Raw genomic sequence first — 14,239 nt, 5'->3', positions numbered from 1 at the left:
GGGCTCGTCAGGACCGCAACTCGCTCCCGTACCGCGCGCCGACCCGCTCGGTCGCGAGCAGGAGTCGATGTGCGATTACGAGCACGACGACCGTACAGACGATCAGCGCGCCCTCGAGCGGCCGCGAGAGCAGGCCGAGCGAGACGATCAGCGTCGTCGCGCACGCGGGCGGGTGGCGGGTGTCGGTCGCGAGCATGCCGCCGGCGGTCAGGGTGGTCGCGAGGACGCCGCTGGCGGCGAGGCGCAACCCCGCGATCGAGCCGGGATCGGTCGCCGTCGTCATCGAGACGCCACCGCCGAGCAGGTGGTAGGCGAGCAGTCCGGCGGCGGCCCCGATCGCGTGGCCGCCGATCACCCGTCGAGGCGAGGCGGCCTCGCTGTCCTGAAAGAGCGCGAGTACGAACGCGGACGGGCCGAGGCTCGGGAACAGCATCGGCAGGCCGGTGAGCCACGCCAGCGCGGCCGTCGTGGAGATCAGCAGGCCGGTGTGGAGCGTCGTCCCCGTCCGGTCGTCCATACCGGTCCCTCGTCGCTCGGCGTGAAAACCTCGGCGTTTCCATCGTCATTGTCCGCCGCGAACGGATCGAACGGTATCCGAACTTTGGGCGACCGTTACGGGACGATCGTCACCGGAATCCGCGATTTCCGCGTCACGGTCTCCGCGACGCTGCCCAGCAGCATCCGGGAGACGCCGGATCGCCCTTCGCTACCCATGACGATCTGGTCCACGTCCTCGTCGCGGGCGTACTCGAGGATCGCGTCCGCCGAGGTCCCCTCCACGACGGTCGTATCGACGGACCGTCCGTACTCGTCGGCCATCGCCTGCACGGCCGCGAAGAAATCGGGCTCGACCTCGTCGGCCCCGCCCGCCGGTCCGCCGGCGTACCCTGCCTCGAGGTCGTCGATCACGTGAATCACCGTGATCTCGTCGTCCGGGTGGATCGAGAGCGCGTGCTCGAGGGCCCCGCGAGCGGTCTCGGAGTCGTCCATCGGGACGAGCAAGTGCCGGGTCATAGTCGTCCTTCGAGCGCGAGCGGGAAAGGGCTCGGGGCAGGGGCTGCGGCGGGAAAAGCGTGCAGTGCGTCTGTCAATCGAAGCGGGCGGCTACACCGGATCGTCGACCTCGAGCGCCGCCTCGAGAGCCCGTTTCTCCTCGCGCAGGGCCTCGAGTTCGGCCGCGACGCGGCCGTCGGCCAGTCGCTCGCGTTGCTCGGGCGTCAGTTGCGCGACCGCCTGCGCGGCCGTCTGGAGCCGCTCGTAGTCGATATCGGGGTCGTTCAGCAACGCCCGAACGTCCCGGAGGGCGGCGACCGCGTCCTCGCCGCCGACGCGCTCGACGAACGGCCGGTACTCCCGGGTGCGGCGGCGGAGGACGCCCGCCGGCCCCGGCGGCCAGTCGACCGTCAACGGCTCGGCGTCGATGCCGTCGAGGAAGGTCCGCTGGGTCGCGACCCGCCGTTTTAGTCGATCGGCGTCCGCGACGTAGTGCTCGAGTTTCGACCGCGAGTAATCGGCGTACTCGAGCAGTTCGGGGATCGCGTACTCGCCGTCGGCGCTGGTGTCGACGTACTCTCGAAGGTCCTCGGGCGGCTGGTCGTACCCGACGAAGGGGTACAGCCGGCTGCGCTCGAGCAGGGCGAACACCTCGCGGACCGACGCTTCCTGACGGTACTGCGCGAACGCCTCGCGCACCGCCTCGTTGTAGGTCTCGATCGGCTCTCGGAGTCGCTCGACCGGCGCGTCGAGGTCGGCGTCGCCCAACTCGAGCAGCCGCTCCTTTGACGCGATCTCGTCGTCGATTTCGCGGCGGCGCTTGGCGGCATCTTTGCGCGCCGCCGCGAGGTCCTCCCGGGCCGCCTCGCGTTCGTCCAGCAGGTCGGCGAACGCTGCGGCCGGCTCGAGTGCGTCGCGGGCGCGCTCGAAGTCGGACTCGCTGAGCCGGCGCTTGTCGATCGCGTCCAGCGCGTCCTCGAAGGCGTCGCGGCGCTCGAGGTCGTCGGGCAGGTTCTCGACGAGCGTGGCGAACTGCCCCTCGAGTTCGACGTAGGCCTTGAAGTTCTCCCGACCGGTCCCCGTCGCGCGATCGACGTAGTCCTCGAGGAGTTTCGTCGCCGAGCGGTAGGCGTCGGCGGCGGTCTCGACGGTGTCCGCGCCGCGGTCCTCGATGCGCTGCTGGACGCGATCGAAGCGCTCGCGGGCCGCCTCGAGTTCCTCGAGCGGCGTCGCGTCGGTCGTCGGCTCACCGGCACCGACGCCGTCGCCGGTGCGGTGAGACCCGTCGCGGTCGCTCATCATCCGTTACTCGTGGTCGTCGTCGTAGACCGCCTCGGGGTCGAATACCCGCTCCCCGACGTTCTCGCCCTCGATCGTCCGGTAGAAACACGATCGGTGGCCGGTGTGGCACGCGCCGCCCTCCTGGTCGACGAGATAGAGGATCGTATCGGCGTCGCAGTCGACCCGGATCTCCTCGACGTCCTGCACGTGGCCGCTCGTCGCGCCCTTCTCCCACAACTCGTCTCGACTGCGGGAGTAGTAGTGCGCCCGGCCGGTTTCGCGGGTCCGCTCCAAGGCCTCCGGCGAGACGTACGCGAGCATGAGTACCTCGCCGGTGTCGGCGTCCTGTGCGACGGCGGGGACGAGTCCGTCCTCGCCGAAATCGACCGCAACGGCGTCGTCCATGTCCGTGTGGATGTTCGTCGGAGCGATAGGTCTTTTGCTGGTTCCGGTCGCGCCGGAACCGACGACGGCCCCGCCGCTCGAGGGGGCTGCGAGGGCTCCCGGAACCAGTAGAATCATGTGGTCCCCTTTCAACCCCTCTCATAATTGATGATCGGAGACCACTATCCCTCCGTCTCGCTGCACAACGTCGCCGAACTCGCCGCTCCCGAGTGGACCGCGGACGGCGATCAGCTCTGTCGCGTTCCCGCTTCGGTGGGGGCGAAGTTGAACGTGAGCGCCCGCGAGCGGGTTCGCGGACCGACGAACAGCGAACTCCGGTTCGTGCCCGACGGCGACGACGTCGAGATCGAGATCACGCTCTCGGCGGCCGACCGCACGCGCGTGTGGCCGTTCTGGGGCGAGTTCCGGCCCTGGGAACCGTTCGAGATCGGTCCCGAACCGGAGACGCACGCGTTCAGCGTGCCCGAGCGACTCGCGCGACTCGAGGCCGATGCCGGCGCCGACGCCGGGCGGTTCGACCCGCGCGTCTGCCGCCTTCGCTTCGAGCGTGCTCCCTCGGTCGCACTGCACGGGGTCAGCGGGGACTGCCGGCCGCCGACGGCCGACGAACTCCCCGAGCGGCGGTACCTCGCGTACGGCACCTCGATCACCGAGGGGGCCGCGTCCTCGGCGCCGCACCTGAACTACGTCAGCCACGTCGCCCGCGGAATCGACGCCGACGTCCTCAATTTCGGCTGTTCCGGCTCCGCGTACTGCGAACCCGCGATGGCGGACTACCTCGCGAGCCGCGACGACTGGGACGTCGCGACGCTCGCGCTGTCGGTCAACATGGCGAACCGGGGATTCACCGTCGAGCAGTTCCGCGAGCGAGCCGACTACTTCGTGAACCGGATCGCGGCGGCCCACCCCGAGAAACCGATCGCGTGCGTGACGCTGTTCCCCTATTTCGCGGACGTCATCGAGGGCGGCGACGCGCAGCGGGCCGCCGACTTCCGCGCCGCGCTGCGCGAGGTCGTCGCCGACTCATCGCACGACACCCTCTCGCTCGTCGAGGGCGCCGAGCTGATGGAACTCACCGGCCTGGCCGCGGATCTGCTCCACCCGGGCGATACCGGCATGGAAGCGATCGGCGAGGGGCTGGCCGCTCACCTCGAGTCGCGACTCGAGTGACGGAGCGATCCGATTCCGTAGCGGTTCCTGCGAAACCGCGTTTGCACGGCTCCTCCGATAGTAATCGAATTTGAACAGTATTTCGGTCGGTACGGTCTCGATTCGATTACCTCTCACGCAGCGAGACAGTCGCCAGCCGTTATCAGTGCCGTCGTGGTCCCGTCACGTATGAGCGACTCGCGGACCGAACTGACACGGCGCGGCGTCGTCGCACTCGCGGCGGCCGGACTCGCCGGCTGTATGAACAGCGATGAGACGGCGGACGAAGGAAACGGGACCGAGAACGGGACCGACGTCGAGGTCGACGCCGGTAACGAATCGTCCGGCGGAATCGACAATCCCGCGGACGCGGTCGGCGACGAGACGCCGCCGGCGCTGGACGTGCCGGCGCTCCGCGCCTGGCTGGTGGACAGCGAGCTGGTCACCGACGGCAACTGCCGGTTCGATTACACCCGCACGATCCCCGACGACTTCGGGTCCAACATGCCGTCGTTCCTCGAGGTGTCGCCCGCGACCGTCGACGCCCACCTGTTCCAGTCGTTCAGCCAGGTCTTCATGGGCTCGTTCGACGCGGAGACCGTCGTCGAGAACGCCGCCGCCGCCGACGCGTTCACGGTGACCGGCGGTTACAGGGGGTACGGCGTCGTCGAGCACGACGGCGGCGGCCCGCCCATCGCCGTCGGCGGCGACGCCCTCGTCGTCGGCGCGGACTACGAACAGCGGATCGACGCCCGTTACGGCGACGGCGAGCGCCTGACGGAGATCGATCCCGAGTTCCGGCGACTCTTCGAGGAACTCCCCCACGAGAACACGATCTCCGGGCAGTACGACAGCCCCGCGGACGAGGACGTCACCGTCGAGGAAATCTACCTCTGGGGCGTCTCGGGCGAGTCGCCGGACGCGGAGACGATGACGTGGGCGTTCCTCTTCGAAGACGAGAGCGCGCTGACCGAAGACGTGCTGGCGGAACTCGAGAACGTCTCCGACGGCGTCGAATCGTCCGAAATCGACGGGCGGATCGCGCGGGTCGTCGGCGCGCCGCCGGACCTCGAGTCGGTGTATGCGGACGAGACGACGGACGGCAACGAGAGCGACGCTGCCGAGTGAACCGGAGGGCGGCCGAGACGAGACGTCGGCTCGACTCGAGACGCTCCGAAAACGCGCCACGAAAAAATTTCACCGCGATACGATCGCTCCGGTAGCGATCAGGACTGGCCGTTCAGCGTGATGTAGTCGACGCCGATGATCCGGTCGTCCTCGTTGAGTTCGGCCTTCGCCTCGTCGGGGACTTCGCTGTCGACGTTGTAGACGGTCAGCGCCTCGCCGCCGTGGGCTTCGCGGGCGTTGAACATGCCGGCGATGTTGACGCCGTGTTTCCCCATGACCGAGCCGATGAGGCCGATGACGCCGGGTTCGTCGGTGTTGCGCGTGACGACCATCTTGCCGTGCGGGATGGCGTCGACGCGGTAGCCGTCGACGCGGACGATGCGCGGATCGACGCCCTCGAAGAGCGTTCCTTCGACGGTCACCGAATCGTCGTCGTTGCCCGCCGTCACCGAGATCAGGCTCTGGAAGTCCTCGGCCTGGCGGGTCTTGGACTCGGTGACGTCGACGCCGCGATCCTCCGCGATCTGTGGCGCGTTGACGGCGTTGACCTGCCACTCGAGGGGCTCGAAGACGCCCTTCAGGGCGGAGGCGGTGACGAACTCGACGTCCTCGTCGGCGATGTCGCCCTCGTAGGTGACTTCGACGTTCTCGATACGGCCGTTGAGCAGCTGGGCGGCGACCTTGCCGGCCGTCTCGGCGATGTCGATGTACGGTTCGACGCGCGGGAAGGCGCTCTCGTCGATCGAGGGCGCGTTCAGCGCGTTCGCGACGGGCTCGCCGATCAGTGCGGCGTTGACCTGCTCGGCCGTCGAGGTCGCGACGTTCTCCTGGGCCGCCTCGGTCGAGGCGCCGAGGTGGGGCGTGACGATGATCTCGTCGTGCTCGAGCAGCGGCGAGTCGTCGGGGAGCGGTTCCTCGGCGAAGACGTCGAGCGCGGCGCCTGCGAGGGTCCCGTCCTCGACCTTCGCCGCGAGGGCGTCCTCGTCGACGACGCCGCCGCGGGCGCAGTTGATGAGGTAGCCGTCGCCGAGCATGTCGAGTTCCTCCTCGCTGATCAGGCCCTCAGTTTCGGGCGTGAGCGGGGTGTGGACGGTCAGGAAGTCGGCCTGTTTCAGGCTCTCCTCGAGGTCGACGAGCTCGGCGCCGATGCGCTGGGCGCGCTCCTCGCTGATGTAGGGGTCGTAGGCGACGATGTCCATGCCCAGCGAGTCGAGCTTCTTGGCGACCTCCTGGCCGACGCGGCCGAGGCCGACGACGCCCAGGGTCTTGCCGTTGAGTTCGGCGCCGAGGTAGTCGCTTTTGGCCCACTCGCCGTCCTTGAGGCGGATGTGGGCCTGCGGGATCGATCGGGCGGTCGCGAAGGCCATCGCGACGGTGTGCTCCGCGGCGGCGCGGACGTTGCCTTCGGGGGCGTTGGCGACGATGACCCCGTGGTCGGTCGCGGCGTCGATGTCGATGTTGTCGACGCCGATGCCGGCGCGGCCGACGATCACTAACTCGCCGGCGGCCTCGAAGACCTCCTCGGTGACCTCGGTACCCGAGCGGACGATCAGCCCGTGCGCGTCGGATACCGCCTCGAGGAGGTCCTCGCCCTCGAGTTCGTAGCCCGTTTCGACCTCGTGGCCGGCGTCTCGGAGTGCGTCCAGACCCGCGTCGTCGATGGGGTCCGTGACCAGAACCTTCATGCGCGAGACAATCAGGTCGAGCAGGTAAACCCTTCCGTTGTGTCCGCACTTGGCAAAAACTACCTCGCCGCGGACAGTATTGATGCGGATCCGAGTTACAATTCCGAACGGGCACTACCTCGCGTCCCTGCCCGCGAGCCGCTGGATTTTGAGCGCCCCGTCGATTCACGAGCGGGCGGTCAGCTATCGGCGCCGCCGTCGAATCGGGTTCCAGTCAGTATTTCGAGATAAACGCAACGTGCGGTTTCCAGTCGGACAGTTCAGTTCTGCTCCTGCCGTTCGTCGCCCGCGTCAGCGTCGCCATCGACTCGATCGTCCCTCTCGTCCGGCGCTCGCGGGACGCGGACCGTCACGCAACTGCCGCCGCCGGTTCCGTCGGCGGTCGACTCGTACTCGAGGTCCCCGCCGTACTCCTCGAGCACCAGTCCGACGAGCCACAGCCCCAGTCCGTTTCCGTGGTCGAGTTGCGTGATCGGCTCGTCGTTGAAGATTCCCGTGCGCTCGGGTTCCGGGATGCCGGGACCGTCGTCGGTGACGCGGATCGCAACGTCGGTCTCGGTGGCGACCACGTCGACCTCGATTTTCGGCCGCCGCTCGTCGGTGTGGCGGACGGCGTTGTCGATCACCTCCTCGAGGACGGTTCGAAGCCGCGAGTCGGCGGCCGCGACCGTCGGTCCCGAGTCGGTGCGGTCGGTCACCGCGATCGCGCTCTCGGGGTACTGATCGCGAAGGTCGGCGACGACCTCGGCGAGGACCGTCTCGAGGACGACGGGCTCGCGCGGTCGCTCGCCGCCGAGGGTCGCGCCGGCCAGTTCCTTCGCGGTCTCGTTCGTCTCGATCAGTTCGGTTGCGGTCGCCGCGATCTCAGCGGCGTACGCGCACAGGTCGTCGGCACGATCAGCGGGTAGTGAGGCTGTGTCCGCAGCCCCGCCTGCGCCCCCGGATTCGAACTCGCACTCGAGTTCCTCCAGCAGCAACTCCGCGAAGCCGTGGATCGCGTTGAGGTCGTTGCGCAGGTTGTGCCGGAGCAGGCGGTGGAGGACCTGCAAGTGTCGTTCGCGCCGCTTGAGGGCGGTCACGTCTCGGCCTTCGACGACGAGCAGTTGCGGCTTGCCCCCGTCGCGGTCGATCGGCCGGATCGAGAAGTCGATGACGGCGGTTCGGTTTGCTCCCTGAACGCGGAGTTCGTCCCGGAAGAACTCGCCGTCGCTGGCCCGGTCGACGCCCGTCCGCGAGACCGTCCGTCCCTCCTCGTTCGCGGCGAAACAGGGGGCTTCCCACAGCGGCTTCCCGACGACGTCGTCGCGCTCGACGCCGGCGAACTCCAGGGCCGTCCGGTTGACCTCGAGGAGCGTTCCGTCGGGCTCGAGGAGGCCGGTTAGCTGGTACGTGTTGTTAAAAACCGCCTCGAAGCGACGTCGGCGCTCCTTCCGGTCGGAGATGTCCCGGAAGAGGCCGGTGAAGATCCGCTGTCCTTTGTAGCTGTGCTCGCGGAGGCTCACCAGTACCGGCACCTCGTGGCCGTCCTTGTGCAGCGCCGGGAGTTCGATCCCGTCCCAGTCGATGTGTTTCTCGCCCGTCCGGAGGTACTTCTCGAGGCCGGCGGCGTGGGCCGGCCGGAGCCGTTCGGGGATGAGCACCATCTTCGACTCGCCGACGAGTTCGGCGGGCTCGTAGCCGAGGATCTCCTCAATGGCCGGATTCGCGAAGAGGATCCGGCTGTGTTCGTCGATGGTGAGCAGTCCCTCGGAGGTGTTCGCCACGAGCTGTCGGAAGAAGTCGCCCTCGTCGAACGGCGAGCGCGGCGGTGCAAGTCTGTCGGCTGCTGGCGGCTCTGCAGATGGCGGCGCCCCGTCGTCGGTCACGCGAGAAATACTCCCTACGGCAGTCATATACTTGTGGCTTCGCGTCGACCCCCGTCGGTTCGAGCCGTCCCCCTCGTACCCGACGCGATCCTCGCCGTCTCGAGGAGGCGCGAGCGGGAAACCTGAACTGGTTTATTCGGGGCCGCACAATCGGCGGTCGATGACAGTCGTCGCTTTCGACTTCGACGGAACGCTTTCGGACTCCGAGATGACGGTCCTGCTCGGGCAGCGCTGCGGGGTCGCCGAGGACATGGCCGAGATCACCGAACGCGCGATGAACGACGAGATCGGCTACGCCGAGAGCCTCCGCGAGCGCGCGGCCCTGCTCGAGGGCCTCGCCGCCGAGGAGGCTGAAGCCGCCTTCGACGAGGTCGTCCTGCGCGAGGGTGCGGCCGACCTGATCGCCGAACTGAACGAAGCCGGCGTCACCACCGCCATCCTGACCGGCGGCTTCGAACGGGGCGTCGCGGCCGCCTTAGAGCGCGAGGGCGTCTCGGTCGACCACATCGTCTCGAACCGCCTGCCGATGAACGCCGACGGTACCGAATTGACCGGCGCGGTCGAGGGGCCGCTGATCGAGGGCACGAAGGACGACGCCCTCGAGGATCTGGCCGACGACGTCGGCGTCGACCTCGACGACACCGTCGCGGTCGGCGACGGCGCGAACGACCTGCCGATGCTGAAGGTCGCGGGACTGGCGATCGGTTTCGACCCGAAGCCGGCGGTCGAACCCCACTGCGACGTCGTCGTCACCTCGATGGCCGACGCCCGCGAGGAACTCGTTTCCGACGGCGTGCTCGAGGGCTGAGTCCGTCGTCCGAACCGACCGCTTCTGCTCTCCGCGTTTTCTTCTCTCTCGAATTCTAACTGGCGTTGAGATATGCCAACGGTGCGTTCATTGGGGCGCTCGCCGATGACTCTCCTATGCGCGAGTTCGCCTTCACGATCACCTACGAGCGGGGTGCGGACCACCTGATGGACGTCTTCGTCGACAACCCCGGGCTGTACGCGCGGACGATCTCCTGTCACGCGACCGCGGACACGATGTGGCGGCTGGACGAGGTGACCGGCCCGACGGAGGCGCTGGCGGTCTACGACGACCGCCTCGAGGACCTCTCGCGGTGTTCCAGCCTGCGCGGGATGGGCGGCTGTCAAATCGACTGGCGCTACGAGACTCTCGCCGAACGCCCGACGCGGCGGCTCATCTACTCGCGCCAGTCGGAGGGCGCGGGCTGTCGCTCCGTTCCGTACCTCGCCGCGAAACACCTCGGCGACGGCGCGCTCTGTCGCGCCGAACAGCACGGTCACGAGTACAAGTGGCGTATCCTCGCCGAAGACGACGTCGCGATCCGTCCCGTCTACGAGGAACTCAGCGCGAACCTCCGGGACGGCCTCTCCCTCGAGTTCGAGCGCGTTACCGGTGAGACGGAGTGGCCCGACGAGCACGCCGGGGGCGCCGAACTCCCCTACAAACAGCGCGAGGCGCTCGAGTTGGCAGTCGAGTACGGCTACTACGAGACGCCGCGCCGAATGTCGATCCAGGAGATCGCCGAGGCCGAGGACGTTCCGACCTCGACGCTGCAGTACCGACTGACGCGCGCCGAGGCGTGGCTCGCCGAGACCTTCGTTTCGACCGACACCGGCGATCCCGTGGTGCAGGCGATGACGACGCCGAGCGACGACTGACGACCGACGGCTACGGGTCTCAAGCACGGTCCCACTATCACAACTGACCGTTCGTTTCCAACTGCTATTCCTGCCACTCCCCAGCACTCCTCGAGGCCGAGAAACCGACCGATGAGTGACGCTACCGCCGAGAGTTACCGAACGTGATAGCTATCCGGAACGAGTTGGAATGTGCCGAACCAATTTCCATTCCGATGCAGCCGGTACGGTAACTCGAGTCCAGTCATGCCAACTGACGACCGATCGACGGACGACTCCGGCGTCTCGCGACGCAACTACCTCGGCCTCGGTGCCGGCGCGCTGGCGGGCCTGTCGTTTGCGTCCGTCGGCAGCGCTGATGGAGGCGAAAAGAGCGGGAAGGGCAACGCCCGCGGGAACAGCGCGGGTGACCGCCTGCTGGTTACGAACGGGACGATCGTGACGGTCGACCCCGACCTCGGAATCCTCGAGAGCGCCGATCTGCTCGTCGAAGACGGACGGATCGAGCGCATCGACAGCAACATCGACGCGCCCGGTGCAGCGACGATCGACGCCGGCGACGCCATCGTCGCCCCCGGATTCGTTAACGCTCACCTGCACACGTGGCAGGCCGGCGTCCGCGGCATCGCCGGCGACTGGTCGTTCATGGAGTACCTCGAGACGATGCTCGGGGAGATCAGCAGCCACTACGAGCCCGAGGACGCCTATCTGGGCAACCTCTTCGGCGCGCTCGAGCAGCTCAACGCCGGCGCGACGACGATCCTCGACTGGTTCCACATCGCCAACTCGCCCGAGCACACCGACCGGGCGATCGACGGCCTCGAGGACGCCGGCGTGCGCGCCGTCTTCGCGCACGGCCCGCCGGGCGACGACAGCGCGACGTGGTGGGAGGAGAGCACCGAGACCCACCCAGACGACATTCGTCGGCTCCACCGGGAACGGTTCCCCGCCAACGACGGCCTGCTGACGCTGGCGATGGGGATCCGCGGTCCCGACTACTCGACCGACGAGGTCGTCGCGCGGGACATCGAACTCGCGCGCGAACTCGGGATTCCCGCGTCCATGCACATCGGCTCGCTGGGGCCCGGCGGCGTCGAGACCCTCGAGGAACTCGGGCTGCTCGGGGACGACCTGAACTACGTTCACGCCAACCGGCTCACCGAGCGGGAGTTCGAACTCATCGGCGACTCCGGCGGCTCGGTCTCGATCACGCCGGAAGTCGAGATGCAGATGGGGATGGGGATGCCGGCGCTGCGCCAGACGCTCGACGCCGGCGCGATCCCGTCGCTCGGCGTCGACATCGTCTCGAACGTCAGCGGCGACATGTTCACGCAGACCCGGTTCGCCCTGCAGACTCAGCGCGCCCTCGACAACCAGCCGACCGTCGAGGCCGGCGAGCAGGTCAGCGACCTCTCGCTGACCGCCCGGCAGGCCCTCGAGTTCGCGACCATCGAGGGCGCCCGCGCGCTCGGCCTCGAGGATCAGGTCGGCTCGCTGACCCCTGGCAAGCGGGCGGACGTCGTGCTCTTCGAGACGGACGACCTCAACACGACGCCGGCCCACGATCCGGTCGAAACGATCGTCTTCCAGTCCGGCATCGAGAACGTCGACACGGTGCTCGTCGACGGCGATCTCGTCAAGTACGACGGCGACCTCATCAACCCCGCCGCCGAGCGCCGGCGCCACCGGCTCGTCGAGTCCGGCCGCCGCATCCTCGAGGAGAGCGGCGTCGCGACGCTGGCGGACCCCGCCCAGCGTGGCGGTCGAGGGCGCGGTCGCGGCCAGGGACGCGACTGAGGACAGCACAACGACTCCTAATCGGGAACTACCCGAAATTCGAGCGCTGTACCCCGGCGTAATTACAGGTTATTCGCCGGGCACTACCACCGACGCCGTAGGCCGGTCGCCGAACCGTCCGAAATCGGCGACAATCAGGCCTAATGATCCATTTCAATACCGCGCAAGTTATTAACTCGTGACCGAGTAAGTGATTATGATGATGTGGCAAGATCTCGTCTTCATGCTCGGAAGCGGCCTCTCGATCGTCTTCCTCGCACCGACCCTCCGAAACGCGAACGCGAACGTCCCCCTCGGGACGAGCCTCCCCTCGATGGGAATCGGGTTCGTCTACGCGGCGACCTTCTTCACCCTCGAGATGACCTTCTCCGCCGCCGGCGCGTTCGCCGCGGGGACGATGTGGTCGCTGATCGCCCTGTTCCGCTCGCCGGCTTCCCACCAGTTCCGGACCTCGGCCGCGCTGTTCGCCCACGATCTCTCGCGCTGGGTCGACCGCCGTCGCTCCGAGCACACCGTCGCCGCCGAACAGTACTACTCCGAATAACCCGACTCCCGTCGCTCGCTGTCTGCGGTTTCCGCCTCCGCTGCGCTCGCCTTCCTCTTCCCCTCTCTCACTTCCGCTTCTCACTCACCGTTCCGACCTCGAAACGCCGGTCTCGAGCCTTCGACGCGTTACTTTGGCGCGTTTGCGCTTACGCCGCCGTCTCCTCGAGCCACGCTTCGATTTCGTCGGCCAGCGCGCCGCGGCGGTGGATCGTCCCCGTCGAGAGGTCGACGACGGTGCTCTCGGTGCCCTGCGTCTCGCCGCCGTCGAGGACGACGGCCTCGTCTCGCACCTGTTGGCCGATCTCTTCGACCGTGCGGGCGCTGGGCTCGCCGCTGACGTTGGCGCTGGTCGACGTGATCGGTCGCTCGGCGGCCGCGAGCAAGGCCATGGCGGGTTCGCAGTCGGGAACTCGAATGCCGACCTGCTCGCCGCCCGCGGTCAGCACGTCCGGGACGACCTCGCGGCGCTCGCAGAGGACCGTGACGGGCCCCGGCAGGAACTCCTCGGCGAACGCGCGCTCGCGCTCGGTCGCCTCGATATACCCTGCCTCGATCGCCGTCTCGAACGTCGGCACTGCCAGCGAGACGGGCTTCGAGCGGTCCCGTCCCTTCACCTCGAAGACGCGCTTGACGGCGTCGGCATCGAGCGCGTCCGCGGCGAGGCCGTAGACGGTCTCGGTCGGGTAGACCACGAGGCCGCCCTCGCGGATCGCTTCGGCCGCGCGCTCGAGCGCCTCGGCGTCGACGTCGGGGTCGCCGTCGAAATCGAATTCGAACTCGGAATCGGATCCGTCGGCGTTCATACGCGCTACTCGCGTCGGTGCGGGCAAAAGCGTACCGTCACGCAGTGTCGCGAAAAGGCGGGAATGGTCGTCGCACGGAACTCGACCGACGCTACCCGCAGATTACTCGAGGCCGAACCGTTCCTCGAGGTCGTCGTAGTCGGGGAACTCGGGCCAGTCGGTGGCGACCCAGGCGTCCTCGACGGTCAGCTCCTCGTCGACGGCGAAGATGGCGGGCCGGGGTTCGGTGATGCCTTCCATGCCGTCGAGGTCGTGTTCGACGCCGTAGGAGCGGGCGACGTCGGCGCCGGGATCCGCGAAGAGCGCGGCGTCGTAGCCGTTCTCCTCGAGGAACCGCTTCACGCCGTAGGGGGTCGAGGCGGTGACGCCGACGACCCGCGTTCCGTCGGCGTCGTTCCAGCCGCGCTCGTCGATCTCGTCCCAGACGTACTTGGCGAGGAACGAACCGGTCATCGGGGTGAAGACGACGATGGTCCGCTCCGCGTCGGCGGCCAACTTCGAGAGGGAGCGGTTTTCCCAGTACTCGTCGTTGACCAGCGGCCGGGTGAAGTCGGGCGCCTCCTCGCCCGTCCCGGGATTGTCCGCGGGGCCGAGCTTGACGACCTCGAAGTCCGGCATCAGGCCTCACCTCCGTAGGTCGACTCGAGGTACTCGACGATGTTCGCGCTCTCCGCCATCGTGATGCCGGTGTTCTCGTCGACGACGACCGGCACCGTCCGGACGCCGGCGACGCGCTTGACGACGTTCCGCTTCGAGTGCATCGGCTCGACGAACCGCGACTGATACTCGAGGTCGAACTCGTTCAGCAGGCGGGCGACGCGCTCGCAGTACGGACACCCTTGCAGCCGATAGAACGTGATCGGCGGGTCGTCGCCGGTGCTGGCGTCGGTACTGGCACTGGTGCTCGACATGGTCGGCCGTT

Annotated in this window: 15 protein-coding genes; 6 read left to right on the top strand and 9 right to left on the bottom strand. The window is 68.1% G+C overall.

Annotated features, from left to right (window positions below; translation table 11 throughout):
• Window positions 1–7 precede the first annotated feature (7 nt).
• From HALXA_RS02575 to hisI, 4 genes are all read right to left on the bottom strand, one after another.
• Window positions 8–517 carry an HPP family protein gene (locus HALXA_RS02575; protein ID WP_013878744.1) on the bottom strand — a complete coding sequence of 170 codons (510 nt, stop codon included), beginning with the start codon at window positions 515–517 and terminating at the stop codon, window positions 8–10.
• A gap of 95 nt (window positions 518–612) precedes the next feature.
• Entirely contained in the window at window positions 613–1,014 is a 402-nt protein-coding gene (locus HALXA_RS02570) for a universal stress protein (protein ID WP_013878743.1), read from the bottom strand.
• Window positions 1,015–1,104: 90 nt separating this feature from the next.
• On the bottom strand, window positions 1,105–2,292 hold the full coding sequence (locus tag HALXA_RS02565) for a DUF7118 family protein (protein WP_013878742.1): 1,188 nt from the start codon (window positions 2,290–2,292) through the stop codon (window positions 1,105–1,107).
• Between the two features lie 6 nt (window positions 2,293–2,298).
• On the bottom strand, window positions 2,299–2,679 hold the full coding sequence (gene hisI, locus HALXA_RS02560; RefSeq protein WP_013878741.1) for a phosphoribosyl-AMP cyclohydrolase: 381 nt from the start codon (window positions 2,677–2,679) through the stop codon (window positions 2,299–2,301).
• A 147-nt stretch (window positions 2,680–2,826) separates the two neighbouring features.
• On the opposite strand from hisI, the gene HALXA_RS02555 reads away from it, so the two are divergent.
• Both HALXA_RS02555 and HALXA_RS02550 read left to right on the top strand, forming a co-directional pair.
• Window positions 2,827–3,849, top strand: coding sequence for an SGNH/GDSL hydrolase family protein (locus tag HALXA_RS02555; protein WP_013878740.1), 1,023 nt, complete (start codon window positions 2,827–2,829; stop codon window positions 3,847–3,849).
• 168 nt (window positions 3,850–4,017) lie between these two features.
• The gene (locus HALXA_RS02550) at window positions 4,018–4,956 is read left to right on the top strand and encodes a hypothetical protein (protein ID WP_013878739.1); all 939 of its coding nucleotides are present in this window, start codon (window positions 4,018–4,020) and stop codon (window positions 4,954–4,956) included.
• 98 nt (window positions 4,957–5,054) lie between these two features.
• Here HALXA_RS02550 and serA read toward each other — a convergent pair whose 3' ends face one another.
• Together serA and HALXA_RS02540 are read right to left on the bottom strand one after the other, a co-directional pair.
• Window positions 5,055–6,641, bottom strand: coding sequence for a phosphoglycerate dehydrogenase (serA, locus tag HALXA_RS02545; protein WP_013878738.1), 1,587 nt, complete (start codon window positions 6,639–6,641; stop codon window positions 5,055–5,057).
• Window positions 6,642–6,901: 260 nt separating this feature from the next.
• The gene (locus HALXA_RS02540) at window positions 6,902–8,533 is read right to left on the bottom strand and encodes a sensor histidine kinase (RefSeq protein ID WP_013878737.1); all 1,632 of its coding nucleotides are present in this window, start codon (window positions 8,531–8,533) and stop codon (window positions 6,902–6,904) included.
• A gap of 133 nt (window positions 8,534–8,666) precedes the next feature.
• Between HALXA_RS02540 and serB the strand changes: the two genes are divergently transcribed.
• The 4 genes from serB (at window position 8,667) to HALXA_RS02520 (ending at window position 12,512) form a co-directional block, all read left to right on the top strand.
• Window positions 8,667–9,314, top strand: a complete 648-nt coding sequence (gene serB, locus HALXA_RS02535) for a phosphoserine phosphatase SerB (RefSeq protein WP_013878736.1) — start codon at window positions 8,667–8,669, stop codon at window positions 9,312–9,314.
• Between the two features lie 116 nt (window positions 9,315–9,430).
• Window positions 9,431–10,192, top strand: coding sequence for a helix-turn-helix domain-containing protein (locus HALXA_RS02530; protein ID WP_013878735.1), 762 nt, complete (start codon window positions 9,431–9,433; stop codon window positions 10,190–10,192).
• A 225-nt stretch (window positions 10,193–10,417) separates the two neighbouring features.
• Window positions 10,418–11,968, top strand: coding sequence for an amidohydrolase family protein (locus HALXA_RS02525; protein ID WP_013878734.1), 1,551 nt, complete (start codon window positions 10,418–10,420; stop codon window positions 11,966–11,968).
• 199 nt (window positions 11,969–12,167) lie between these two features.
• Window positions 12,168–12,512 carry a hypothetical protein gene (locus tag HALXA_RS02520; protein ID WP_013878733.1) on the top strand — a complete coding sequence of 115 codons (345 nt, stop codon included), beginning with the start codon at window positions 12,168–12,170 and terminating at the stop codon, window positions 12,510–12,512.
• Between the two features lie 148 nt (window positions 12,513–12,660).
• Here HALXA_RS02520 and HALXA_RS02515 read toward each other — a convergent pair whose 3' ends face one another.
• The 3 genes from HALXA_RS02515 to HALXA_RS02505 form a co-directional block, all read right to left on the bottom strand.
• The gene (locus HALXA_RS02515; protein WP_013878732.1) at window positions 12,661–13,317 is read right to left on the bottom strand and encodes an L-threonylcarbamoyladenylate synthase; all 657 of its coding nucleotides are present in this window, start codon (window positions 13,315–13,317) and stop codon (window positions 12,661–12,663) included.
• Window positions 13,318–13,419: 102 nt separating this feature from the next.
• Window positions 13,420–13,935 (bottom strand): redoxin domain-containing protein, encoded by a 516-nt coding sequence (locus tag HALXA_RS02510; protein WP_013878731.1) that lies wholly within the window; start codon window positions 13,933–13,935, stop codon window positions 13,420–13,422.
• Complete coding sequence (locus HALXA_RS02505; protein WP_013878730.1) at window positions 13,935–14,228, bottom strand: glutaredoxin family protein; 294 nt, start codon at window positions 14,226–14,228, stop codon at window positions 13,935–13,937. The genes HALXA_RS02510 and HALXA_RS02505 overlap by 1 nt, the downstream gene beginning before the upstream one ends.
• Window positions 14,229–14,239: the final 11 nt, after the last annotated feature.

Origin of the sequence: Halopiger xanaduensis SH-6 (assembly GCF_000217715.1) — an archaeon.
Lineage (GTDB): Archaea > Halobacteriota > Halobacteria > Halobacteriales > Natrialbaceae > Halopiger > Halopiger xanaduensis.
Note: the sequence above shows the minus strand (reverse complement) of the source record. Positions and strands in the feature narration are given on the sequence as shown.